The 25,193-nt window shown below is 35.4% G+C and carries 19 protein-coding genes and 1 pseudogene; 15 read left to right on the forward strand and 5 right to left on the reverse strand.

Annotated elements, in window-relative coordinates; all coding sequences use genetic code 11:
- Positions 1-40 precede the first annotated feature (40 nt).
- Positions 41-343, reverse strand: coding sequence for a YciI family protein (locus FG384_RS04460; RefSeq protein ID WP_142641387.1), 303 nt, complete (start codon positions 341-343; stop codon positions 41-43).
- 284 nt (positions 344-627) lie between these two features.
- Here FG384_RS04460 and FG384_RS04465 point away from each other — a divergent pair, with 284 nt between their 5' ends.
- Together FG384_RS04465 and FG384_RS04470 are read left to right on the forward strand one after the other, a co-directional pair.
- On the forward strand, positions 628-1,530 hold the full coding sequence (locus tag FG384_RS04465) for a LysR family transcriptional regulator (RefSeq protein ID WP_142641388.1): 903 nt from the start codon (positions 628-630) through the stop codon (positions 1,528-1,530).
- Positions 1,531-1,608: 78 nt separating this feature from the next.
- Positions 1,609-2,472, forward strand: coding sequence for a YitT family protein (locus FG384_RS04470; protein ID WP_142641389.1), 864 nt, complete (start codon positions 1,609-1,611; stop codon positions 2,470-2,472).
- A 169-nt stretch (positions 2,473-2,641) separates the two neighbouring features.
- Here FG384_RS04470 and FG384_RS04475 read toward each other — a convergent pair whose 3' ends face one another.
- Complete coding sequence (locus tag FG384_RS04475; RefSeq protein ID WP_142641390.1) at positions 2,642-3,586, reverse strand: YgaP-like transmembrane domain; 945 nt, start codon at positions 3,584-3,586, stop codon at positions 2,642-2,644.
- Between the two features lie 346 nt (positions 3,587-3,932).
- Between FG384_RS04475 and FG384_RS04480 the strand changes: the two genes are divergently transcribed.
- The 3 genes from FG384_RS04480 to FG384_RS04490 all read left to right on the forward strand — a co-directional run bounded on the left by FG384_RS04480 (position 3,933) and on the right by FG384_RS04490 (position 7,668).
- Positions 3,933-4,871: a Gfo/Idh/MocA family protein gene (locus FG384_RS04480; RefSeq protein WP_142641391.1), complete on the forward strand. Its 939-nt coding sequence runs from the start codon at positions 3,933-3,935 to the stop codon at positions 4,869-4,871.
- Between the two features lie 113 nt (positions 4,872-4,984).
- Positions 4,985-5,371 carry a hypothetical protein gene (locus FG384_RS04485; protein ID WP_142641392.1) on the forward strand — a complete coding sequence of 129 codons (387 nt, stop codon included), beginning with the start codon at positions 4,985-4,987 and terminating at the stop codon, positions 5,369-5,371.
- 221 nt (positions 5,372-5,592) lie between these two features.
- Complete coding sequence (locus tag FG384_RS04490; RefSeq protein WP_142641393.1) at positions 5,593-7,668, forward strand: ATP-binding protein; 2,076 nt, start codon at positions 5,593-5,595, stop codon at positions 7,666-7,668.
- 569 nt (positions 7,669-8,237) lie between these two features.
- Here the strand turns inward: FG384_RS04490 and FG384_RS04495 are convergent.
- Positions 8,238-9,428, reverse strand: a pseudogene (locus FG384_RS04495) (M14 family metallopeptidase).
- Between the two features lie 293 nt (positions 9,429-9,721).
- On the opposite strand from FG384_RS04495, the gene FG384_RS04500 reads away from it, so the two are divergent.
- Positions 9,722-10,135, forward strand: a complete 414-nt coding sequence (locus tag FG384_RS04500; RefSeq protein WP_142641394.1) for a hypothetical protein — start codon at positions 9,722-9,724, stop codon at positions 10,133-10,135.
- A 327-nt stretch (positions 10,136-10,462) separates the two neighbouring features.
- Here the strand turns inward: FG384_RS04500 and FG384_RS04505 are convergent, their stop codons facing one another.
- Positions 10,463-12,385 (reverse strand): M28 family metallopeptidase, encoded by a 1,923-nt coding sequence (locus FG384_RS04505; protein ID WP_142641395.1) that lies wholly within the window; start codon positions 12,383-12,385, stop codon positions 10,463-10,465.
- Between the two features lie 536 nt (positions 12,386-12,921).
- Here FG384_RS04505 and FG384_RS04510 point away from each other — a divergent pair.
- The 7 genes from FG384_RS04510 to ltaS all read left to right on the forward strand — a co-directional run bounded on the left by FG384_RS04510 (position 12,922) and on the right by ltaS (position 21,390).
- Positions 12,922-13,491 carry a hypothetical protein gene (locus FG384_RS04510; RefSeq protein ID WP_142641396.1) on the forward strand — a complete coding sequence of 190 codons (570 nt, stop codon included), beginning with the start codon at positions 12,922-12,924 and terminating at the stop codon, positions 13,489-13,491.
- Positions 13,492-13,594: 103 nt separating this feature from the next.
- Positions 13,595-13,771: a T7SS effector LXG polymorphic toxin gene (locus FG384_RS04515; RefSeq protein WP_240793342.1), complete on the forward strand. Its 177-nt coding sequence runs from the start codon at positions 13,595-13,597 to the stop codon at positions 13,769-13,771.
- A 190-nt stretch (positions 13,772-13,961) separates the two neighbouring features.
- Positions 13,962-15,419, forward strand: a complete 1,458-nt coding sequence (gene dacB, locus FG384_RS04520; protein WP_142641398.1) for a D-alanyl-D-alanine carboxypeptidase/D-alanyl-D-alanine endopeptidase — start codon at positions 13,962-13,964, stop codon at positions 15,417-15,419.
- A gap of 485 nt (positions 15,420-15,904) precedes the next feature.
- On the forward strand, positions 15,905-17,707 hold the full coding sequence (locus tag FG384_RS04525) for a ribonuclease YeeF family protein (RefSeq protein ID WP_166462381.1): 1,803 nt from the start codon (positions 15,905-15,907) through the stop codon (positions 17,705-17,707).
- Between the two features lie 13 nt (positions 17,708-17,720).
- The gene (locus FG384_RS04530) at positions 17,721-17,939 is read left to right on the forward strand and encodes a hypothetical protein (RefSeq protein WP_142641400.1); all 219 of its coding nucleotides are present in this window, start codon (positions 17,721-17,723) and stop codon (positions 17,937-17,939) included.
- A 102-nt stretch (positions 17,940-18,041) separates the two neighbouring features.
- The gene (locus FG384_RS04535) at positions 18,042-18,818 is read left to right on the forward strand and encodes an enhanced serine sensitivity protein SseB (RefSeq protein ID WP_166462382.1); all 777 of its coding nucleotides are present in this window, start codon (positions 18,042-18,044) and stop codon (positions 18,816-18,818) included.
- Positions 18,819-19,413: 595 nt separating this feature from the next.
- Complete coding sequence (ltaS, locus tag FG384_RS04540; RefSeq protein ID WP_142641402.1) at positions 19,414-21,390, forward strand: lipoteichoic acid synthase; 1,977 nt, start codon at positions 19,414-19,416, stop codon at positions 21,388-21,390.
- A gap of 540 nt (positions 21,391-21,930) precedes the next feature.
- Here ltaS and FG384_RS04545 read toward each other — a convergent pair.
- Positions 21,931-23,616, reverse strand: coding sequence for an Rqc2 family fibronectin-binding protein (locus FG384_RS04545; protein WP_142641403.1), 1,686 nt, complete (start codon positions 23,614-23,616; stop codon positions 21,931-21,933).
- Positions 23,617-24,167: 551 nt separating this feature from the next.
- On the opposite strand from FG384_RS04545, the gene gmk reads away from it, so the two are divergent.
- Complete coding sequence (gene gmk / locus FG384_RS04550) at positions 24,168-24,788, forward strand: guanylate kinase (protein ID WP_142641622.1); 621 nt, start codon at positions 24,168-24,170, stop codon at positions 24,786-24,788.
- Entirely contained in the window at positions 24,789-25,013 is a 225-nt protein-coding gene (rpoZ, locus tag FG384_RS04555; protein ID WP_142641404.1) for a DNA-directed RNA polymerase subunit omega, read from the forward strand.
- Positions 25,014-25,193 lie beyond the last annotated feature (180 nt).

Raw genomic sequence — 25,193 nt, forward strand, 5'->3', positions numbered from 1 at the left:
GCCTTTCCGCAGGAGTCTCGCGGCTTTTTCTTCTTAAACGTTATTTTTTGTATAAAGCAACTCGGTATGGGAAAAGTTGTGCTTCCATAATCCCTTCTTTAACAGCTGGGTCGTTATTCATCAGTTCAATTGCTTCTTCCTCGGTATCTACTTCTAAAATAACAATTCCCATTGGGTCCGAGTTCAAAGTTCTACCCGCTAAAAAGAGTTTTCCTTCTTGTTGCAAATTTTGTAATACCTCGAAATGATGTTGGACGATTGAATTTTCTTTATTAGTCCAGCTAGCTTCATCTAACAGGGAAGGTACGAGTTTCAGTTGATATAAAAACTGTAATTTTTCCATTATTAGCCTCCTTAGAAGTGTAATGTAGACGTGTATTTAGCCTTAATTGTATCAAAAAAATATAGCGATAGTAAAAAAGGTATTTTGTTGATAATTATAGAGTAATATTTGTATGAAATCTGATCAAATCCACAAACCCTAATATTTCGAATGATTTTAATTAAAATAATTCATTTCATTAATTTCGATTCTGATAATATAATATCGGTTGGAGTGAAAATATCGTCTTTCAGATCGGATTCCTATACAATATGAGGAATATTATTCGTATAGGGGGAGTATGTATGGAACTTCGCAATCTAAAGACTTTTTTAGTTGTTGCGGAATGTGGGGGATTTACGCGCGCTGGTGAACAGTTGGGATATACTCAGTCGACAGTGACTAATCATGTTAGAGCGTTGGAGGAGGCTGTTGGGAATCGTCTCTTTGAACGACTAGGAAAAACAGTTGTTTTGACGGATGCTGGCACACATCTAGCATCTTATGCAAAGGAAATTCTACATCTTTATCAAGAAGCAGTCGATTCTTCCAGGTTAAACAAAGAGCCTTCTGGTACGGTCTTAATTGGGGCAAATGAATCTCTGATGGTATATAGATTACCGACCATACTGTATGAGTTTAAAAGAATGTACCCGAATGTTCATCTTATTTTGCAGCCGTCCGAAAGCCAGGAGCTTAACAATGAGTTGAAATCTGGAAAGTTTGATTTGGCGTTATTTACAAATCCTGAAAAACTTGGATCAGATATAATTACGAGAGATTTAGTGAAAGAGACATTGGTTATGATTGCACCGCCTGGTCATCGATTATGTGAAAAAGCGGTGATAACTCCGAACGATTTGGAGAGTGAAGTATTGCTTCTGACAGAATCAGGAAGCTATAGAGATTTATTAGAAAGATGGATCAAAGAAGAAGGAGTAAGTTGTTCACGTATCACTTTTTGGAACATCGAGGCCATCAAGCAATCGGTGAAGTGCGGCTTAGGTCTTTCCTATTTACCCTTGATGACGGTAAAGGATGAGCTGGAGCGTGGTAGTTTAATAGAACTGCCGTGGGTGCACAGCGAGGAATTCGTGACTACTCAACTAGCGTATCACAAAGATAAGTGGCTGACGCCTGCAATGAATAAATTAATTGAGATAATTGATAAACACGCAAAAAAATGGGTGTCGGAAGATCGGCAGTAAATTACATAAAGTGGCGTTTGGTCCAATTTCGGCTAAACGCCCAATTTTTTGACGGGTTCAATTGGTAGGAGGATTTACATGACATCACAACGCATTAAAGAAGTATTATTAATTATTGTAGGGTCTCTATTATTCGCAATCGGTATTAACTATTTTGCAATTCCATACATGTTATCAGAGGGAGGCGTCATTGGGGTCACTGTTATTACGTATTATTTATTCGAATGGTCACCCGGTGTTGTAAATCTTATTATCAATGCTGTTCTTTTGGCGATAGGTTATAAGTTTTTTGATAAAAAGACGATGATTTATACTGTACTTGGAATTATTTTTTCATCATTTTTTCTGTACATAACGGAAGATGCGGGCCATCAGTTGAATGGTGATACCTTACTTGCTGCTTTATTCTCGGGCGTGTTTGTTGGTCTTGGTCTAGGACTCATGTTCAGGGCAGGTGGGACTTCTGGAGGTTCTGCTATTTTAGCACGGTTAGCCAATCAATATTTAGGCTGGAGTCTAGGGAAGGGTGTCCTCGTCATTGATATCGTCGTCATTGGCGCGTCGGTATTCATCATCGGGCAAGAAAAAGCAATGTACACGCTCGTTGCTGTGTTCTTAGGTGCTAAAGTAATAGATTATGTGATTGAAGGACTGAATAACAGGACTGCTGTGACAATCATTTCAGAACACTCGGAAGAAATCCGCCAATTCATTATTGAAAACATGACTCGTGGAGTCACGATTCTGGAAGGTCGCGGTGGTTACAGCCAGGACCAAAAGGAAGTTCTTTATATTGTCATTAACCAACAGGAACTAGTCCAATTGAAACAGACCGTCAGCAGTGTAGACGAACAGGCATTTGTAGTCGTTCACGAAGTACGCGATGTTTTGGGCAGCGGTTTTAGTGTAAGTAAATCTATAAAGACTCGAGAAACTAGTTAATAATACTTAGGTTTTTTTAACAAAAGATTATAGCCTTCAGTGTTGCGAAACACTTGAGGGCTATTTTAATATAGTATCCTCCTTCTATTGCAGAATTTTTTACATATGTCATTCATGTTATTACGAACTAAAAACATGCCACCGCAATTTGCGATGACATGTTTTATCGTTATTGAAGAATATTAGATGTCGGTGCATTTTTTCCAGTTGTTTTGGAAGATGCGTTTATAACCGATGGATCAATGTTAGGTAAATTAGATTTACCGTCTACTAGTGGTTTTGTTGCATCTGCTTTTGCCGTGTTGTTATTGTTTGCAGAAGTAGATTGTTTGTTCCCATTATTATTAGAAGCTGAAGCTGATTTTGTGTTCCCACTTTTAGTCGCAGCATTTTTCGTATTAGAATTGCTATTCGCCTTCGTAATCATATTTGATGATCCACCTGTTGCAGATGCTTGTTTTCCACCATTATTCGTCCCAGTAGCATTTTGAGATCCGGTCATGCTCGCTACTTCGTTCATGATTTGGCCAACTTGTGGTGCTACGGTTTGAGCGATGTTTCCAATTGTTTGAGCTGCATTTCCACTCATCAGTTGTTGTCCCATATTTCCGCTCGTGTTGCCGCCAGTAGCATTTTGTCCGGCACTAGCGTTCATGTTTTGGGTACCTCCCATACTTTGAGAGCCATTCTTATTTTGAGAAGCATTTCCGCCAGTTAATTTTTGTGCAATATTCCCGACCATTTGCATAATGTTTCCACCCATTTGTCCTTTGCTGCTACCTGAAGCACTTTGTCCGGATTGAGTTGTACTATTCATGGCTGCTCCCGTACCAGCTAAGGTACTTTGAGTAGCGTTTCCGTTCATCATATTTTGTACCATATTACTACTCATCATTGATGAACCCATCGCTTTTGTTGGGCAAAACTTCGTTGCACCTTCTGCTGCTTTCATGGAACCTAACAAGACGAGCATTTGAGCACTTCTGCTTTTCGGATTACGCATAAGACGGGCAGTACCGTATGCGGTCATGACGGAGCCTAACATGAAACGCGTGTATGCACTTTTCGAACTAATGTTTTGTTGTTGTTGTTGTTGTTGTTGTTGTTGTGTCATCTGTTTAGTACCTCCAATATGAGTTATCGAAAAAGATGTGACTATGCTACTATTGAGTTACAAGTACTTCGGAAGGAGAATGGATGACATAATAGGGGGAATTAAAGGAAACATTTGGATTTCTGACGTCTGCATCATTTAAATAAGAATGGACATGCCTAATGAAAGGGACAAGTAGAAATCATTGAAGTGGACAGGTTTTTAAAAGTGATACTGAACTTATATGTTCATCCATTTCAACTTTATAATCCCCAATCATTCGATGATTATTCCTTTAACTTTCGAATGACTATGTTTCTATTAATAAGCTTATTTAAATTTTTTATAGTAGGGAATGGAATACTTTATGAAAAAAACTACATTTGCAATAATTGGAACAGGCGTTGTTGGGGAGCGTATCATTACTCAAATTTTAGCTCATCCTAATTCCGAAATTGTTTCCGTATTTGATGAAAACAAAACAAGACTAAAGGAAATTTCCTTAAAATATAAAATTCAGGCTGCTGAAACGTTAGAAGAACTTTTTCAATCTCAACCTAATTGGGTTTATATCGGTACACCTCCTGTTAGTCATGCTTATCTGGCAGAACAAATAGCAGAACGTGGTTTGAATATTTTATCTGAAAAGCCACTTGCACACGATACGCAGGATGGCGTACGTATGGTAAAAGCAGCAGTGAAAGCAAATATTAAGACAGCGATGCATTTCCCATTAATGTATAGTCCAGTTATACATGCCTTTAAAAAAGCGATAACGACAGCTTCACTTGGAGATATTGTTCGTATTGAATTACATACATACTTTCCACACTGGCCAAGAAAATGGCAACAAAATCTATGGGTCGCCTCTAGAGAACAAGGAGGTTTTATAAGAGAAATATTTCCACATTTTTTTCAAATTATGTATCATATTTTCGGTAATTTTACGATTTCTACTCACGAAACGACCTATCCAGAAGACGAGGATTTATGCGAAACAGGTGTGACAGCTTTGGGTAATACAGAAAGTGGAATACCAATCGTTTTAAATAGCTTGTCAGGGATTGGACAGGAAGAACGTCTTGAATTTAAGGTTTTTGGAACAAAAAAAGTGATGACAATCCGAAATTGGTCAGAGCTTTGGATAAGCGAAACGGATCAAGAAGCTGTTCGAATAATTCCGGATAATCAGCCTGAAAGTCTTTTGGACGCTTGTCATGATTTAGTAAACGGTAAGGAGTCACAAATCGTATCGTTTGAAGAAGGCTTGAAGGTACAAAAATGGATTGATCAGTTGTTGGAGTAGTTAGCACATTTCAAAATGCAGTAATAGTTTTATATATATGTAAGACCACTATTATTAATCTATCCCATGAATTCATTAAGTAACGTAATAATTGAAAGCCTACTGGTGATAAAATGAAAAAATATATTATGTTTATACTATTTTTAGTAGGTTTCATAATTTCGTTAATTATTGTATATAGGAATATTGATAATCCATTCTCCAATAAATTTGTTATTGGGTTTGTAATTTATCTTCTATTATATGGTTTGTATTTAACTACTGTATGTATAGTGAATATAAGGAAAATGAATAAGGGAGAAATAAGAAAAAGAACATGGAGGTTTATTACTCTATTTATTTTATTTAGCCTTATGAATTATATGTTCCATTATCTTTTTCAACCATCTAAAAATGATAATTATGGTTTTTTGTTTATAGCCCTAGGGTATTCTTTAGGCTTATCATTTTTAGATTTAACGTTCTATAAAAAGAAACATCTTGGAAAGCTAGGTTCTTAAGCTGAAACTCTATACAGGAATCGATTTTAAATACTGATTAATATTTTATATTCAAATTTAGCTATCACTTGTTTTTATTCTACTATTAGAATTAATACATCCCATGTAAAATAAGAGTTAAAAGAATATAAGAATCAAATTGAAAATAGCATGTAGGCCTTGATCTTTAACTGGAATTTATTATGTTAATTATATTGCGCCTATGATTGGAGATCATTTGAATGTTAAGGGAACAGACAAGATATTCTAGGCTTGCGAATATAACAAAAATAATAAATACAAAGTTAGAACTACCTGAAGTATTACAGCATGTAACAAGGGCAATATCTGAAGAGATTGTTCATTGTAATTCTGTTGGTATTTTTTTGCCCAATGAAGATGGAACATATAGAGGATTTGCAGGAAAACCAGAGAGTATGAATGGTATGGCACTCCATACCCAAGTAATTGATCCTAAAATAGACATATTAGCTAGAGAAGTTATTGAAACTAAAGAAACTATCTACATTCCTGATACTTCCAAAGATAATCGACCTGATCCTAGATCAATCGAAGCATTCAAAATTAAATCCTTATTAGCTCTGCCTATATCATTTGAGCAAGAGTTATTTGGTCTTGTTTTTTTATTTGATTATGGGACTCCAATGAACTTAACAGAGACAGAAATTCAAAGTGTTGAGGCATATGTCAACATGGCTGCGGTAGCAATTCGAAATGCGAATAATTTAACACAAAAGGAAAACCTTATTGCCGAAAAACAATTGTTGCTTAACGTTACAAATGATTTATCGAAGTGTTCCTCCATACAGGAATGTCTAGAGAAATGTTTTTTCTACTTAGGAAAGATTTTAGAGGGGAAAAATATTGCCGCACATCTCCTAACTCCATTTGAAAAAACAACAATGAGATTAACAAAGTTAAATAAAGACTGTGATTGGACAGAAGCAGACTGGATTGAAATTCTTCATACCATAAGAATGGAACAGAGCTATGAAAATCTAATTCAAAAGGCTATTAAAACAAAAAATGTAATTCATATCCCGAGTGTAGATATTTATGGCCTACTTATGATTCCATTAGTTTCAATGGGTGAAGTATTAGGAGTAATAACAGTTATTAATGTAAAGAAAACTCACCGATACAATCAATCTCAAATTCAACTAGCACAATCTATAGTAGATGCTACTGCACCTACGTTTTCAAACTTGTTATATATGGACCAACTTGAAAATATGGTAGAAGAGCGAACAAGTGAACTAGCTACTGCAAATGAAAAAGTTACTAGTGTTATTGAAAGTATTACTGATGGATTCTTTGCATTGAATAAAGAATGGGAATTTATTTACATAAATAAACATCAATATCTACCAGGTAAGAAAACGGCAAATGATGTATTAGGCAAAAATATATGGGACATCTTCTCGGAAAATGTAGATTCTGTTATCTATAAAGAGTTTCATCGTGCGATGTCAGAACGCATTCCAGTACATTTCGAAATTCATTCAAACTATGATGACTATTGGCACGAAGTAGTTGCTTACCCATATGACGATGGTATTTGTTGTCTTTTTAAAAACATAACGGAAAAAAAGAAATATGAGAATGAGTTGAAAAGGTTATCAAACTTAGACTTAATCGGGCAAATGGCAGCAGGTATTAGCCATGAGATAAGAAATCCTATGACAACAGTAAGAGGATTTCTGCAGATATTAAAAAAAGAGGACGGTCTGGAGAAGCATAATGATCATTTTAATCTAATGATAGAAGAACTTGACCGTGCCAATTCCATTATTACTGAATTTCTCTCAATGGGTAATACAAGGACTTCTGATTTACAAATGTTGGATTTAAATTCAATTATTCGTGATATTACGCCTTTAATAAAGATCGATACATTTAATCAAAATAAACTAATTCAATTCGATACGAAAGACATCCCAGAGTTGCTCTTAAATCGTAATGAGATACGGCAATTATTAATAAACATTTACCGCAACGGATTAGAAGCGATGAGTCCAGGGAAAATATTAACTATCAGCACCTACAAGGAAGGTGAAAAATGTGTAGTTCTCGAAGTACGAGATCAGGGGGAAGGTATAAAACCTGAAGTACTAGAGAAACTAGGGACTCCATTCTACACTACCAAAGATAGTGGCACTGGCTTGGGATTAGGCATATGTTATGCTATCGCTGCGCGACATAATGCCAAAATTGAAATCCAAACCGGATCAGAAGGTACTACTTTTTTTATTAAGTTTTATTATACTAACAATGAGAAAGGACACGTTGTGAAATAACGTGTCCTCAGACTGTAGACAAATTAGTTTTACAGTGAGTAGAGATATATAAGAGAATCAGCAGGGCCCGCCACTTCGCTTTCCGTGGGCTTGGCTTCAGCCTCCTCGTCACTGCCGTTCCTTCGGGGTCTTCAGCTCAAGCTATTCCCACAGGAGTCTCCGTGGCGGGCCCTGCCTAATTTTCAATAGTTGAAAGTGGAAATCTAAAGATGCTGTGATCAATCAATGTTTCTCGGAATATCTGATAAAAATGGATTGACTATCCCATCTCATCAAGTGAAAAGGCTTTAATTGTCCACTTTTCTGTTTATTGAAGTTAAAAATAAGCGAAAGGAGGCGACTCCTGCGGGACAGCGAGACAGTCCAAGACCCCGCAGGCAAAGCCGAGGAGGCTTGGCGCGAGCCCGCGGAAAGCGCCCGCCTGGAGCGATTGTTACAGGAAAAGCACAATAATCACTATGTTCTTAATACATTTTGATTTATAAAAATGCATTTGTCGACAAGCTGAGGACACGTTGTGAAATAACGTGTCCTTTCAAGTTTTTTCTTCAACAAATTTTGATAGTTTCTTATAAATATAAACCTGCTAGAAAAATTCCCAATGCCTCTTCGTAAATTTCAGCAAACTGGGTGAGTGGTAGCGGATTTGTCCCTTTACCAAGCTCGATAGTAAAACCAGGTCTCCGCCAGTCTTGAATAAACCAATCTTTATAACCGGCATAGCTTCCGATCGTTTGAACGGGCTCGTAATCGCTGACTCTACTAAACTCATTAGCAAGAACTTCAGTCTCAGGTGGTTCTAAGTTTTCAAATCCCCAATAAATAACTTCTCCTTGGGTATGAAAAGCAAGTACTCTTGCAAAATCTCTTCTCCTTGTTAGGTCTGCCATCGCAATAGCCTCTGGTTCAGACAATGGGCTTTCTCCTCCGTAATCTCTTGGTCCTGGAACTTTTGGATTGCGTGCTCGTTCGAGATCCCATTCGGCAGGAAATTGATCATTCAAATCCACACCTCGAATATTCGCTTTCCATCCTGAAAAGTCCAAACTCCCATTGTTTCATTCGATAACTCTACTTCTCCAAGGCTCCTCATCAGGAGGGCCATTTAATACTAAACTAACCCCATCCGGATTAACCATTGGAACAATAGATAATGTCGTTTGCTCATACAAAGGAGATGTTACAAGACCTCGAATAGTGTTCTGGTTAGTTAGAGATAGCAAATAATCATTTAAGAAGGTCAAGATGATAGGAGTCGTAATCCATTCATTCGCATGAAACGAACCATTATAATGAACTCTTTTATTTCCATTCCCAATTAAAATTTCAGGTATTTCCCGACCTAAAACGGAATTTCCAATTGAAGAAATTTGTAAAAAAGGATAGACAGTCTGTAATCGGTTAATATCATTCATCATTGTATCGTAATCATAATTTTGTCTCCCATTAACAATTCTCCAAGTAATCCTGAGAGGGACATTAATTGTCTGCCCAATCTGCAAGCGATTCGGATCAAGACTTGGGTTAACTAGAAGAATTGCATCTAGAGGGAGGCTTCGGCTTTGAGCAATTGACCAAAGGGAGTCTCCTTGTACAATTTGATAATTGACAGAAACAAAGCCAGGTATTTGAATGCGCATACCTACAGTAAGTGATAGAGGGTTAGTGCTTCGGTTTGATTGGATAATAAGCTGTATAGGCATTTTAAATAATTGACTGAAATACCAAAGGGAATCCCCAGGTCTAACAAATACATCCATGTCATTCCTCCACTTCATTGAAAACATCATAAAAGTATATGAAAAAGCAAAGAGTATTGTGAATGCAAGACTAATTGGGAGATTTAAATATTGCATGTACTAAATTTTTCTTGCTTTGGGTAAACTTATGTCATCTTTGGTGTAGATGGTTTAAGTTTCGACCATATAATGATAGCAATTTTGATCTCGTCACAGCTTAAATTTCTGAATAATGAAGTGTTTATTTCAATATTTAACGAATATAGTAATGTAATGTCTCCAGTTTAATTTTTAAAAATGAAAGAGGTGATTAAATGAGCTTTAAGATTGCCATCCTTGTTTGTTTAGTTTTAATGGGTTTTATAGCGTGTATAACCTACTATTTAGGTAAAAAGGTATCTTTAAGTCTAATGAAATATATTCCTGTGTTTTCTTTTGGTATTGGTGCGCTCTTTTTTTATATCAAACTCAACTTTATCTCTTATAAACCGAATTCCTTCGATGGCATTTACGATATGATTGCATTTATTATCCTTATAGTTGTAAGTAGTATTGCTTTTTTAGAAGCCATCATAATTGCTATTGTAGAAAATAGAAAATTATTTAGGAGAAGCTATATCGCTGTACGAAAGGCGATAAAAGTAGGAAGTGTAAATAAAATATTTAAGTTAAAAATGCCGAGTGGGATTGTCAAGAAAATTAGGGGTTATATAGGGCTTACCAGGTAAAATAGTGAAGGGTTATCAATTGTTTCATTCGTATATTGGACAATAAATACATCGAGGGTGTTCTCTTTAGGAATATCCTATACGTATTTATCTCTATCTAGAGGCATGATAAAAGATTGTAACAACATAAATGGTCGAAAAGGCTGTTTTTGAACTTTCAAAGAGAGAACTATTATTATTCCTGAATCATTTAGAATAATAGGTGAACACACGAACTACTATATGGAAGTAGGGGAAGACTAATCAACGCTGCTCACCGTCAATAAAATATAACCACCTGTTTTCTTAAGCCCAATTTAAGTAAACAGGTGGTTATTTTGTCTGTATTTAATTGGTCATTTTAATAATCTGTTGAATAGCAAGCTCTTGGTTGAAGCCATCTATTAGTTGCACAAGTTCTTCTTTAGTATAAGTATCGAATGATTTTCCGGCATTTTCGTCATAGTTTTGGATTAATACACTGTACACTTCATTATCTACATTAATGGTAGATATAGCAGTGGTAAATGCTTTTTCATTGGTCGATGGGTCATTGTGGGAAAGTAATTTCCAACCATCGATTGTTTCAATGTCAATAGAACCTTCTTCTATTCCTACTTCTCCTTTGAAGGTGCTAATAAAATAATTTTTATTCTCTTTTTGGACAGTTAGATGAGTATTGGCATATTCATAATCACTCTCTTTTAGCTCGTATACCTCGCCATCAGTTACCGTATTCCTTGATAAAGTGTTGTAGTATTCTAGATTTCTTAACTCATACTTAAACTGAGATTCAATCAGTTCATAGGAGGTATCTGTAAACGCAGACTGAATGTCTTCTACTTCACTGGGAGTTAAATCACGATCCAAGTTAATAACCAATCTATTAACGCCAGAAGTAGAAACCATTTTATATTCTCCAAGCCTCATTCCATTTTTGTACGTTGCTTCGTCGAAATTGTCTAAGGTTGTAACAGAATTCTCCACTTTTTCAAATTTGGTATTGTGATAGTTATTTACAAACGCTTGTACAATTTCAATGGCTGATTTTAGTGGTTTACTGTCGGTATAAGCAGGGGTGTCTTCTGTAGTATGAATCTTATCATACCTCTCTTGAGAAATATTGATAGCTTGAAAGTTGTTCCTTAGAAAAGATACATGATCACTTCTCATGGTTGAAAATTCCTCAAGATCACTTGTACTTTCTACTTCTTGATTGACAGCTATCTTATTCAGCAATTCATTTAAATTACTGCTACCCATTGTTTCTCCGACAAAACTGATTTTCCCACCATCCTTAATACCGATGCAGTCTAAATTAATATTGATAATAGAATCATATTCGGAAGCGATTTCTTCAACAAATGCTGTACTTCCAGTCAATCCGTTCTCTTCAGCGTTGAAGGCAACAAATAGAATATCGGAAGAGAAGGATTTTTCCTTTGAGTCTTTTTTAAGGATCGAGGCGAGATTCATCACTCCTGTTAGTCCTGTTGCATTATCTACACTTCCCAAGAAGGTCGACTCACCAGCGGTACCAACATGGTCAAAGTGAGCGGAGATGACAATTGCCTGTTTTCCAACATTATCTTCATTACCTGGAATTTTCCCGACTACATTATGGGTAGTTATTTGTTTAAAAGGAGCATCGTAATAGTTCATGTGAATCTTGTCGATATCTTTCTCATTTGTTTTTAAATAGGTATAAAAGGACTCAGAAATTTGAAAAATGGAAGAATCGCCTCCATAATCGCTAAGTGTTTTTCTGAAAGAATCTGTTTTTACAAATTGCACTCTTACTTCATCCATGATTTGTTTTTCAGTTACGACAATATGTTGGTTACTTTCTTCAGGACTTATTTCTCTTTCATTGTCTGCCAAAAGTATTGGAAGCTCCACATCTATCCCACTGGATATTCTTTTCAACCAGTCCTCACCGTATGTAAAATCCTTTGTCTCTCCATTTTTTAGATGAACTACTAGATTTGTCTGTATTGCCTTAGGATCATTAAAAACCATTGTAAAAGGCATGAAGTAGTCCTTTGTTTGTAGTGGTTCTAATCCGATTTGTTTAAACTGATTAGCAATTTCATCTCTTGCATCAAAGTTTCCCTTTGTCCCAGCTTCTCTTCCTTGGTATTTTTCTGACGACCAATGAGCAATGTCTGCATCCAGCTTTTCTATTGAAAATACCTCTACTGGTTTGCCCTGACAGCCATTTAAAATGATCGTGACAATAAAAATTAGCAAACAGCATTTTACTTTCTTCAATTAATTTACCCCCTTATATACTATACTTTCATATTACAATAATATGGTAAATCAATATACAAATTTTAGAATTTTTTATAATTTTTGAAATTAAGTAATAGCAAGTTGTGAAAAAGGAATAGAGCAGTAACAGGAGGGAATAAAGGTTTTGGTTAAAAGAAAAGAAGTGGGAAAGATCTATTTTATATAAACGAGATCTTTCAATAACTGCTATTCAAGGTTTTTTTAGAGGCGGAGTGACAAATATGCCACGACGTAATTAGATGCTATTTATTCTCCATTCGAAGAGCCTGTTAAAAAGATGGTAGAGACAAGTCTCTAATTTACGATCGCGACTTTATCGGAATGAAGGTATAAGATATAAAATGACTAAAATTGTATATTATGGTATTCTTTGATTGTGAAGAGTAGTATTCAAATGTTATATTTTGCTATGAATCATTTCACTTTATTTGAGATTATTTCTACCTTTGAAATTCCTAACTCAAAGACTTATTAACTTTCAAAATACACAATTGAAAAGGTGTGATGAATACTTGGGTAAAAAAAATTTAACAAACGGTATATTAAGTTTAAGTGTTTTTTTGTATATATTACTTTTTTTTGGTCTTACCCTCTTCATATTTATTTTCTATGCCTCTTACAGCGTATTAAGTCTTTCCGCAGTTCTTTTACCACTCTTGTTTTTTTTGATATTACTATTGATTTTATGGAAATACAGCTATCTTAAAAATGAGCGAAAAGGAAAAATCATGTTATTTGCTATTGCTGTTCTTTGTTTTATTCCCCCTCTGTTTTTAGTAGGGTTGTTAGGAACAAATGAAAAAAAATTAAATTTCACAACGGAAAAATGGATGAATAATCCTGATGATAGAGGGTATATTGTCTATGACTTTTTGGATGAAAATGAAATAATCGGTAAGACAAAAGAAGAAATTCAAAAGCTTTTAGGAGTTCCAGAAGGAAATTCATTATACAATGAAGAGAATACTATTGTATATCTTCTTGGACTTGAGATAGGGCTCATAAGGATGGATAGCGATTACCTAATCATCAGGTTAAACGACGAAGAGAAGGTTATAGATTATGAGATAGTATCAGGCTAATAAAAGTATGTTTATAACTTGAGGCTTTGCCAATGAAAGTATTGGACGTAGATTTATTTCAAGATGGGCTCGGGCAGTTGAAGGGCTCGTTCAGATGGAGGATATGTTAAAAGGTGAAGATGGGAATGCCATTCGCTCCTTTTATGGAGAATGTCATTTGCCATTTCTCCAATTTTTCCAGTTGTTTTCCGAGCATTTCAAGTGCTTCACCAGATGGAGGCAGCTCTTCACTCACTCGAACCTGATTACTTCTATTAGTTATGTAGAAAATAATTTTTAGATAAGAATAAAACCATGTTAAAACCTTCCTAAGACAATTGATTCAATTTTCTGAAAAAATATAGGATATTCGATTGAGTTTGATTTTTTTAATCTCAATCGAAAATCCTGTTTTTTATAGATGTAAAGGAAAAATTTTCTTTATGATGAATATATCCCTTATCACTTAAATTCAAGTAAGGGGGAAAGTTATGAAGAAAAAATGGACTACCATTGTGATGACCTGGATGTTGGTTGTGAGCATGTTTGGTATTAACAATGTTGCTCAAGCAGAAGAACTAGTGAAGGAAACGTTAAGCGATTCTATTACTAGAATTGTAGAAGAAAAATTAGCTGTAGCAGATGTGAGTATTACTGTAAGGGAAAGAACCACTGGAGAAATGATATTTGACTACAATGGTCAAACAACTATAAAACCAGCATCCAATATGAAACTGTTAACCACTGCAGCAGCTTTAGATGTACTAGGAAAGGATTACCGTTTTAATACAAGCCTTTATACTACTGGGAAGATGTCCGATGGGGTTTTAAAAGGGGACGTCTATTTAAAAGGTGAAGGTGATCCAACACTATCCATTGAAGACCTACAACAGTTCGCAGCAGAGTTAAAAGCACATGGTATTCATAAAATCGATGGTCGGATTGTCGGTGATGATAAATGGTTTGATGACGATTTATTAACACCTGGGATTTGGGTTGAGGACGAGTCTTATTATTACGCTGCACCTATTTCAGCTTTAACTACTTCTCCAAACACAGACTACGATTCCGGAACGATTATCGTAGAAGCAATTGGGACTGTAGTTGGAGAATTACCTTCCATTAAAGTAACGCCGAAAATTGGTGATTTACAAATAGTAAATGAAGCGCAAACAGTAGAATCTGGAAAAAGTAATACAGTAACAATTGAAAGATTATATCAAACAAACCAGATTGTCGTTAGTGGGAACATTCCTGTCGATAAAACTAAAAAAGAATGGGTAACTGTCAAACATCCAACGACACATACATTGTCAATGTTCCAGGCAGTTTTAGCAGAAGAAGGAATCGAGTATTCAAAAGAAAAAGTATTTCTAGCGGCAACACCAGAAAGTGCTCAGCTCATTACAATGAAGCAATCGATGACACTGGAGGAATTGTTAATCCCATATATGAAACTAAGCAATAATGGAATCGCGGATATTTTAGTAAAAACAATGGGTAAAGTGAAAAACCATCACGGCAGCACAAAGGCTGGCTTACAAGTAGTAAGAGAATATGGAAACTCAATTAACTTAAATGTGGCAGATTTGCTATTTGAAGATGGCTCTGGAATGTCTCATGAAAATAGGGTTTCGAGTTTATCTGTGAGTGAATTGTTATATAAAGTGCAAGGAGAAGATTGGTTTAATACCTATTTTAATAGCTTGCCAGTAGCTGCAAATACGGATCGAATGGTAGGAGGCACTTTAAGAAACCGATTAAAAGATCCACTAACTGCAGGAAAAGTCTTTGCAAAAACAGGCTCATTAACTGGTGTTAGTACACTGAGTGGTTATTTAGAAGCAACTAGCGGACAATCATACATCTTTAGTATTTTAGTTCAAAATAAATCAGGGACAACTACAGCTATTGATGAAATTGTTAAAGTACTAGCAGAAGAATTGTAGGGGATTGGGTTAGCACTTCTATTGTTCTTCATCCAAGGGAAGAGGAACAAATAAGAAATAAGCCTGTAAACTTAATTATTTCGACTAAACTATGAGGCTAATATAGACACCTTTACGTTGAAAACGGTTTTGCAACTGTATATACAACGTGAAGGTGTCTTTTCTGTTTACATCTAGTATCAAGGGTTCCGCAATTTAAGAGAGGGTGATTGACCTAATTTCAATTCCATCTAAATAACCATCATTTTACTTATTCGGTAGTTTAAGAGTCATGAACTAATTGTTAAATATTATTTCTTAAGCATCATTTTTGCGAATATTATAATTTCTCTCTTTACCTTCACATACAAAAATGGAATATTATAACTATAGATAGGTTAATAGAGGAGGAGAAGAATGTTCACCTGTGGGATATTATCGTATAATCAAGAATATTGGTGTTATTCAAAAGTGGTTGATTCTATACTCTTGATGAGGCAATGTCTATGAAAGTGTTGGACGTAGATTTATTTCAAGATGGGCTACAGCGCAACATTGCTATGCTAGACCGATTACGCAGCGAAATAGAAACAATCCATCGTTCAGTAGAAGGTCTCGTTCAAATGGAGGATCAATTGAAAGGAGAAGGAGGAAATGCCATTCGCTCCTTTTATGGAGAGTGTCATTTGCCATTTCTTCAATTTTTTCAGTTGTTTTCCGAACATTTCAAACAAGTGCTTCACCATATGGAGACAGCTCTTTTCTCACTCGAACCTGATTCGGCAGGCTATATACTAGAACAGTTCCTAGAGGGAGAATTGGAACAGGGACTTACGCTGATTGGCCAGCTGACAGCTAGTTTGACGGATGAGACAAACAGTATTATGGATCAGGTGAGCGACATTGTTGGGCTACCTCACCTAGATGATAGCGGAGTGCAGGAGGGGGTCATTTATTCTAAGAGGAAGCGTGATGATACTGTCACGCAGCTTCACGAATTTGATGCTACTCAGACAACCGCACTAACGCCCATTGAACAAGATATGCTGACGATGGAAACTTGGCTTGCAGATTTGGAAGGATTGTTTAAAGACGGACTTACCGATATCCATTTTCAAACAAATCAATGGGCAGCCTTGGCTTCGTGCAACCCGCTCTTGACCGATTTGGCAACTTCCACAATCTCCGGAATCGATTCCGCGGAAGTGGAGGGTGAGAATGATACTATAGTGGATACTGGGATAGAGGTAGTTAAAGGGGTCGGAATGGGTCTTTTTGATGCGGGAAAAGATTTCGTGGTTGGCCTATGGGATACAATCACAAATCCTAAGGCAACTGTCGATGGACTTGTGAATGCAGTCTCCCACCCTGTAGAGACTTATAACACCATTAAAACGGCCATCTCTGAATCCTATGAACGAGATATGGTCAATGGTGACGCCAATACCCGTGGACATTGGGTTGCTTACGCTATTGGGACAGTAGCAACATCTATCGTAGGAACAAAGGGCGCAAATGCCCTCATAAAGACAGGTACCACTGCAGCTAAAGTAGCCGTCCCAAAAGTCGTTTCCGCCACAAACAATGCAAGTACATCACTAGCTAATCTGTTACCATATACTCCACGTCCTCATCTGGCTATGCCAGGAGAAATACCTTATAACGTGGTGAATGGTGCGGAGTTGAAGGATCAACTGCTTACTATGGCGAAAGTTGAAAGTGGAGTTAATGGAGCAGGAAAAGATCTATCGACAAACGTGAGTAAAAATTTAGTGACTGATAAACAATCTACACCGAATAAAGTAAAAGAACCTGAAGTTGAAGAGAAAATTGTTACTGAAGGTACTGGAAGAATATTAGACCCTAAAGTTGTTGATGAAATCTTAGCAATGGATAAAGGTTTAAGACCAAATCCTTTAACTTATTTATCAAAAGAGTACATTGACAATCATTTAGCAAAATTTGAGGGTGAAGTAACAAAAATTCAGTGGGGCGCACCTACAAGACCTTTAGGACCGCCATCGGGTACATTTGTAATGCCAAAATCTGTTGCAGATGACTTAATTGCTAGATCTAATGGAGATGTGTCAAACTTGGAACATTTACTTAGTCTTGAACCAGGTACTCTTGGAAGTTCACCCGTACGGGTAAATATACCAAACCCTACAGGTTTAAGGATTCCCGATGGTAATGAAATCGGGGCAAATTCTCAATGGATTCCGGGTGGTTATACTGGTGGTGGAATACCAGAAGCAACAATTGATCAAGTACCATTAGACAAACTAATTGTTACTGAATTATTTAAATAAGGGAGCGTATAAAATGGGTGTAATTTTTACTGATTATGGGATAGAAATAAGTATAGAGAATGGTCGATATTTTTTAAATTATGATGAAGGGGAGTTAGTACCTCAATTCCGTACGATTGAAATTACTTTTGAAGAGGCTGAAAAAGCAAAATTAAGCCCAAAAGATGCTTATGAGGTAATAATTGCATTTCAAAATAAGGAACTTAGAGAAAAAATGAAAAATAATGAGTAACTTAGTAAATATAGCTCTTAATTAAGAGCGTGTTTCTCGAGTTTTTCTTTTCTCCTATTTAATCTTATACCCTTATCAATGCTATATTCAAGGAGGAAAACAATGCAACCCGCTAATGGCTTTAGTATTGTAAAAAGTCAAGATTTAGTTCAATCCATGAAAAGATTTCAAATAGAAAAAACAAAGGAGTCAGAAAAAGAATTTATTAACAATTTAATAAGTTTAACATTTTTATCTCCTGTTTTATATGAATCGACCAAAGACATTAATCATAATGAGAATGAATCACAAAATGATAAAAAAATAAACTTATTAAGCTTACCTAATGACAATGGTGAGTTCTTCTTTCCGGCCTTTACGGAAAAAGATGAATTATTAAAATGGAATGCCTATCCAGATAAACAAGTAATTTTTTTAAAACTAAAAGACTATATTGATGTTTTATCAACTGATAATTCTAAATGGAGTGGTGTAGTTATAAATCCCTTTAGAGATAATTTTGTTTTAACTACTGAACAAATAAAAACAATCTGTAATCCTTCTTATACTATTCCTAAAAATGAATCTGTAATTATAGGAGAGCCACAAGAATATCCTCAAAAGTTAGTTGATGCATTAATAGATTATCTTCCAAGTGTTCAGAGTGTTAATAGAGCTTATCTACTATTAATGATAAGGAATAAGACTGAAAAAAGTTACTTGTTAGTTATTGATTCAAATGAAGATTTGAAACATATCTTTGATAAAGTTTCTTCTATTGCTTCGGAATATTTAGTTGAAAAAGAAAATATAGATTTTGTATCATACAGCACTAAATTTGGAAAAGATGCAGTTAAAGATTATAAACCGTTTTATGAAAAATTATCATCTAAAAAATAAGATAAACTCAAGAATCATAATAAACTTTTTCTAGAAGACACAACTAACCTTGATTGGCTAAATGCCTCTCAAGGTTATTTTATGGTGAGAATGTGAATTAAATTGCTTGTTAAGCAAACTTTGATTGTTGAAAAACTGTACTACTATATTCAAGTATAGAATAGTGAAAACCTTGATGGCTCAAAAACTCTCAAGGTTTCTTTTTTATACAAAGTATTCCGAACATTTTGGATTAGCTTTGGTGGTGGAACTTAATCTGTCGCGAAGAAAGAAATGGCAACCATTAGGTTTTATTAGGCTGCATCTTAAGAATATCTAACTTAATTATTTGATCAAACATAGAAAGCAGACGGTTTAGAAGTGCTATAATGCACCTCTAATAGGCCATCTGCTTTTGCTGTTGTTTTATGAATGAAGCGAGCTAAGATTGTGATTGGAATAATTCAATATTGTAAGCTCAGTAGATTTATTTACTTGACAGAAGTCCGAAGAAGATGTAGCTTATATAAGCTTTAAAAAATATGAAAAAATATATTTTACCAAATTAATGATTTAATGTAAATATTAATTTTTAGAATAATAGGAAGGTGAAAAAATGGATAGTTTAAATATTAAAAAGGGTGCCTTTTTAAACAAGTTTTTTGGTTTTTATTTATTTGCCGTTTTCATGCTATGGATTAAAACATATATCACACAAGTAACACAATTTAACTTAGGGGTAGAGGGAATCCTTCAACAATTCCTTTTAATTTTGAATCCATTGGGTTCAACTATGTTATTTCTTGGATTTTCATTGATTTTCAAAGGACGGGGGAAATATGCGAAATATGCATTACTTGTTGTAATTTATTCTCTTATGTCCATTCTTTTATATGCAAATGTAGTTTATTATAGATTTTTTAGTGACTTTATTACATTACCAACGATTACTCAAACGCAAAACTTTGGAGACTTAGGCGGCAGTGTTATTTCTTTATTAAAACCCTACGATATATTGTTCTTTATTGATGTATTTTTGTTGATTTACCTATGGTTATCTAAAAAAATACAAAAAGATAATAGTAGAATTAGATACAAAAAAGCAATTGCAGTGATTTCTTTTGTAATAGGAATATCTGCTTTAAATTTAGGACTAGCTAACTTTGATCGTCCACAGTTATTAACTCGTGGGTTTGATAGAAACTATATTGTTAAGTATTTAGGAATGTATAACTATACTATATATGACGCTACTGAAACTCTAAAGGCGTCTTCAAAAAGGGTTTTAGCTGATAGCGATGATATGACAGAAGTTATTAACTATACAAAATCTAACTATGCGGAACCTAACCCAGGATATTTTGGCGCAGCAAAAGAAATGAACGTCATATATATCCATTTGGAGTCATTCCAAAACTTTTTGATTGACTATAAATTAAACGGTGAAGAAGTAACACCATTCTTAAATTCATTAACTAAAGATCCAAATACACTATACTTTGATAACTTCTTTCATCAAACAGCTCAAGGTAAAACTTCGGATGCTGAATTTATGCTTGAAAACTCTTTATTTGGTTTACCACAAGGATCTGCATTTATTACAAAAGGTCGGAATACGTATCAAGCAGCTCCTGCAATATTAAAAGAGGATGGCTATACATCTGCTGTATTCCATGGTAATAGCGGCAGTTTCTGGAATCGTAATGAGATTTATAAATCATTCGGCTATGACCATTTCTTTGATGCCAATTATTATGACACTAGTTCTGAAGAAGATATGGCTGAATATGGTTTATTGGATAAGCCATTCTTTGAACAATCATTAGATTTAATAAAAACTTTACCTCAACCTTTCTATTCGAAATTTATTACGGTTGGGAACCATTATCCATATAAAATGAATCAAGACTTAACAACAATTGGTAAAGCTGATACTGGTGATGCAAGTGTAGATGATTATTTCCAAACTGCTCGTTATGCGGATGAAGCAATTGAACAGTTCATTGGTGAATTACAAAAGTCAGGCTTATATGATAACAGTATGCTTGTTTTTTATGGTGACCATTACGGTATTTCAGAAAATCATAATAAAGCCATGGAACAAATCATTGGAAAAGAAATTACACCTTATGAAAGTGCTAATTTACAACGTGTTCCATTAATTATTCACGTTCCAGGAATGCAAGGTGGAGTCAATCATACTTACGGAGGGCAAATTGACCTACTTCCAACCTTATTACACTTACTTGGAATTGATTCACAAAATTATGTTCAATTTGGTACCGACTTATTATCAAAAGAGCATAATGAAGTAGTAACATTTAGAAATGATGATTATGTCAGTCCTACTATCTATTCAATTGATGGCAAATTCTATGATGCTACAACTGGTTTACCAGTAGATGATGCAAATCAATTAGAAAAAGCGAATAAGTACAAAAAAGAAGTAAATAATAAATTACAAATATCTGATAAAGTTGTGAATGGTGACTTATTGAGATTCTATACACCGGCAGGATTTACTAAAATCGATCCTTCTCAGTACAATTATAATAAGGATTTAACAGAAAAAACTAATAACGAAGAAAAATAGATTCATTTCGAGGAGGAGTAAGCTATCAAAAGAATGCTTTTTGATAGCTACTCCTTATTGATTTTCACTTTTTTTTTACTTACTAAATAAATTATATAAACCCACCAACACTCTTTTGTTGCCACTTACACTCTGTCCATGTTGAGTGTGTGGCTCGGTTGGAGCTGGAAATTTAGCCTTACAATATAGTCTTTTGAATAACTTAAGTTGCTCAACTTCTAGGTTTAAAGGAAAACACTTTGCCCCGCAACGTAAAATTACTATGTGCCCTGTGGTTGTAGGAATACGACGGATGTACATTCACCACAGGATTACCGAAAAGAAAAAATCGGCTGGAAGTGACGTAGGCAACTTCCAACCGATTTTATTATTCTCTCGTTAAAGTTGTAGTAGATGTTTTTTTGCGACGAGTAACCGCAGGAGCATATGTTTTTTTGCGACGAGTAACCGCAGGAGCATATGTTTTTTTGCGACGAGTAACCGCAGGAGCAGATGTGCGATCCAAAGCAATCCGGAAAGCACCTTGTCACTAAGATGTTTTTATTTCTTCATCTGTCTAATCTTCTCTTCATCCGGCGTAACAAACAAAGTAGTCTGCTCAAAATAAATAACAAACCCCGGTTTAGCCCCACTCGGCTTCTTCACTTGTTTAATCACCGTATAATCCACAGGTACCGAAGCGCTCTCTCGTGCTTTACTAAAATAAGCTGCCAGATTCGCTGCTTCTAGTAAAGCAGTTTCAGATGGATTGTCAGAATGTATAACAACATGGGATCCTGGGATATCCTTAGTATGAAGCCATGTATCAGATTTTTTGGCTAACTTAAATGTAACGAAATCATTTTGTTTATTGTTTTTACCAACGGAAATTTCAGTACCATCTGAAGCAATGAATTTTTCAGGTGTTGGTTTCAATGGTTTTTTCTTCTTTTTAGAAGCTCTTGATTTTAACAAGCCTTGCTCCATCAATTCTTCTCGAATTTCTTCGATGTCGGTTGGAGATGCTTGCATTACTTGTTGTAATAGTAATTCGAAGTATGCGATATCATCTTTTGTTATTTCAAATTGCTGTTCGATTTTCAATAAGGCAGTTTTTGCTTTTGTGTAACGATTGTAATAGCTTTGAGCATTTTGCGTTGCTGTTTTTCGAATATCCAACGGAATGGTAACTGTTTTACCATCTTCATCGTAGTAGTTGACTAGCTCCACTTCTTTTAAGCCCCTTTCAATTGCATAGGAATTTGCCATTAACAACTCTCCATACAATTGGAATGTATCTAGTTTTTCGGCTTGTTCAAAGTCTTTTTGGAGTTTTTTCATTTTCAGCTTCAATTTGTTTAATTCGTTTTGAAGCCATCTTTCTAAATCACCTGCTTGTTGTTTTACACGGTCACGTTCTGCTTTTGCGAAATACACTCTGTCAAGTAAATTTCCTAGCGTTTTTTCACTAAATTTGTCGCCATCTAAGTGAGTTAATTCATTCGGCGAATAATACGTTTTTCCGCCAAATTCGACAATTTGTATTGCGGCTCCACCTTGTTCAAATTCCTTCATATATTCCTTATAAATTTCGACACGATTCGAACCGTTTTGGAAACGATGAAGTAATTCTTTTGCATGTAAAGGAGAGAAACCGGAAATTTGCTCTACGATTTCTTTCGATTCATTAGCTGATTGAATCACATTTAGTAGTTCCTCTGAATATTCTAAAGGATGGTGTTTATTTTGAGCAGGTGGTGCAATATAAGGCTGACCAGGTAATATCGTTCGATAACTATTCATGGAAGGTGATAAATGCTTAATACTTTCCAAAATAAGATTTCGAGTCGGGTCAACTAATAGTAAGTTACTATGACGTCCCATGATTTCCATATGGATTTCACGTGTAATGTCATCTCCAATTTCGTTTTTACTTTGAATTTGGAAGATAATAATACGATCCGTTTCATGCTGTCGGACAGAATGAATAATTCCACCTTCTAAATGTTTACGCAAAACCATGCAAAAAAGTGGAGGTGTTGCAGGGTTGTCAATTGTTTCATTCGTAATTTGGACACGCGAATAAGAAGGGTGTACAGAAAATAATAATTTATAATTTTGTCCTTGTGCACGAATTTGCATTAAAATTTCTTGTGCATTCGGCTGATGTATTTTAGAAATACGTCCAGTTACTAATTGTTGTAGTTCAGTTGTCATTGATATTGTAAATAAACCATCAAAAGCCATAATAGTATCCTCTTTCAAAACTTTTTTTGATCTGGCTCCAGACGCCAGCTTCTCTATTTTAGTATTTTTTTCAAGTAATTATCCAGCTTCAGCGACTGCTTGTGCACTGAAAAACTCTAAATTACTATTTTTTTATAGTAACTATTTGCTGAATCCTTACTTCACATAAACGGATCTAGCGCGGAGGTATGAGACTCCTGTGGGAAAAGCGAGACAGACGAGACCCCGCACGAAGCGATATAGAGGAAGGAAGGCTAAGGGCGCCTCTTCCTGAGGCAACGCCTTCATGACCAACATCGTGTTGGCCCGAGGAGGCTCGTTGCTCGCCCCACGGAAAGCGAATGCCAGAGTGATAAATCCGAGTTGCAATTTTTTTCTGCGACGAGCTTACGCAGGAGCAACAAGAGTCGCGAACTTAGACTGCGTTCCTTTTACACAGGCACCAATGCTTTTCTTATTATCTTATCATTTTAAAGGAAACTTGTGTTATAATCAGTTAAGTATGTAATGAAACAAGCAGACGGAGTATGCATGTATTTGAAGGAGACGTTATGCGAAGAGAAAAAGGTATATTGATCGTTTTATCAGGTCCATCTGGAGTTGGTAAAGGGACTGTAAGAAAAGAACTGTTTTCAGAGCCTGGAACAAATTATGAGTATTCAATCTCTATGACTACAAGACTTCCTCGTGAAGGCGAAATTGATGGAGTAGATTATTTTTTTAAACAAAAAGCAGAGTTTGAACAATTAATTGAGCAAGGGAAATTATTAGAATATGCCTCTTATGTAGGTAATTATTATGGTACCCCGATTGATTATGTAAACGAGACGCTTGATTCTGGACGTGATGTGTTTTTAGAAATTGAAGTCCAAGGAGCAGCACTTGTACGTGAAAAAGCACCAGAAGCACTTTTCATTTTCCTTGCGCCTCCTAGTCTCTCTGAGTTAGAGCAAAGATTAATTGGCAGAGGAACGGAAACGGAAGATGTCATCAATTCTAGAATTCAAGCAGCAAGGCAAGAACTTGAAATGATGCATTTATATGATTATGTAGTGGAAAATGATGAAGTAGCAAATGCATGTGCTAAAATAAATGCCATCGTTGCTGCGGAGCATTGTCGACGTGAACGTGTAGAAAAAAGATATTTAGCTATGTTGGAAGGGGAATTTTAAATGTTATATCCATCAGTAGATTCATTAAAAAATAAAATCGATTCAAAATATTCTTTAGTAAGTGTTGCTTCTAAGAGAGCGCGACAGTTACAAGAAGAAGGCGGCGAGCGTTTAACTTCATATGTATCGGATAAACAAGTTGGGAAAGCATTAGAAGAAGTAGCAGCTGGAGAACTTACGATTGAATCATCAAATGAAAACACGGTTTACGAAGACGAAGTATAATATTTAACTTCATTTAAATTTGTGTCTAGACACATTTTAAAAGAAGTCATAGCCTCTGGCGAGTATCACAGATTTTGTAAAGGATTTTATCCGGCAAGCCGAATGAAATCTATACTCAAATACGCCGTGGCGAATTTGATTTAGAAGCAGCCTCCCAAAGAATGAACCGTTCTTTGGGAG

The organism is Psychrobacillus vulpis (genome assembly GCF_006861825.1).
Taxonomy (GTDB): domain Bacteria; phylum Bacillota; class Bacilli; order Bacillales_A; family Planococcaceae; genus Psychrobacillus; species Psychrobacillus vulpis.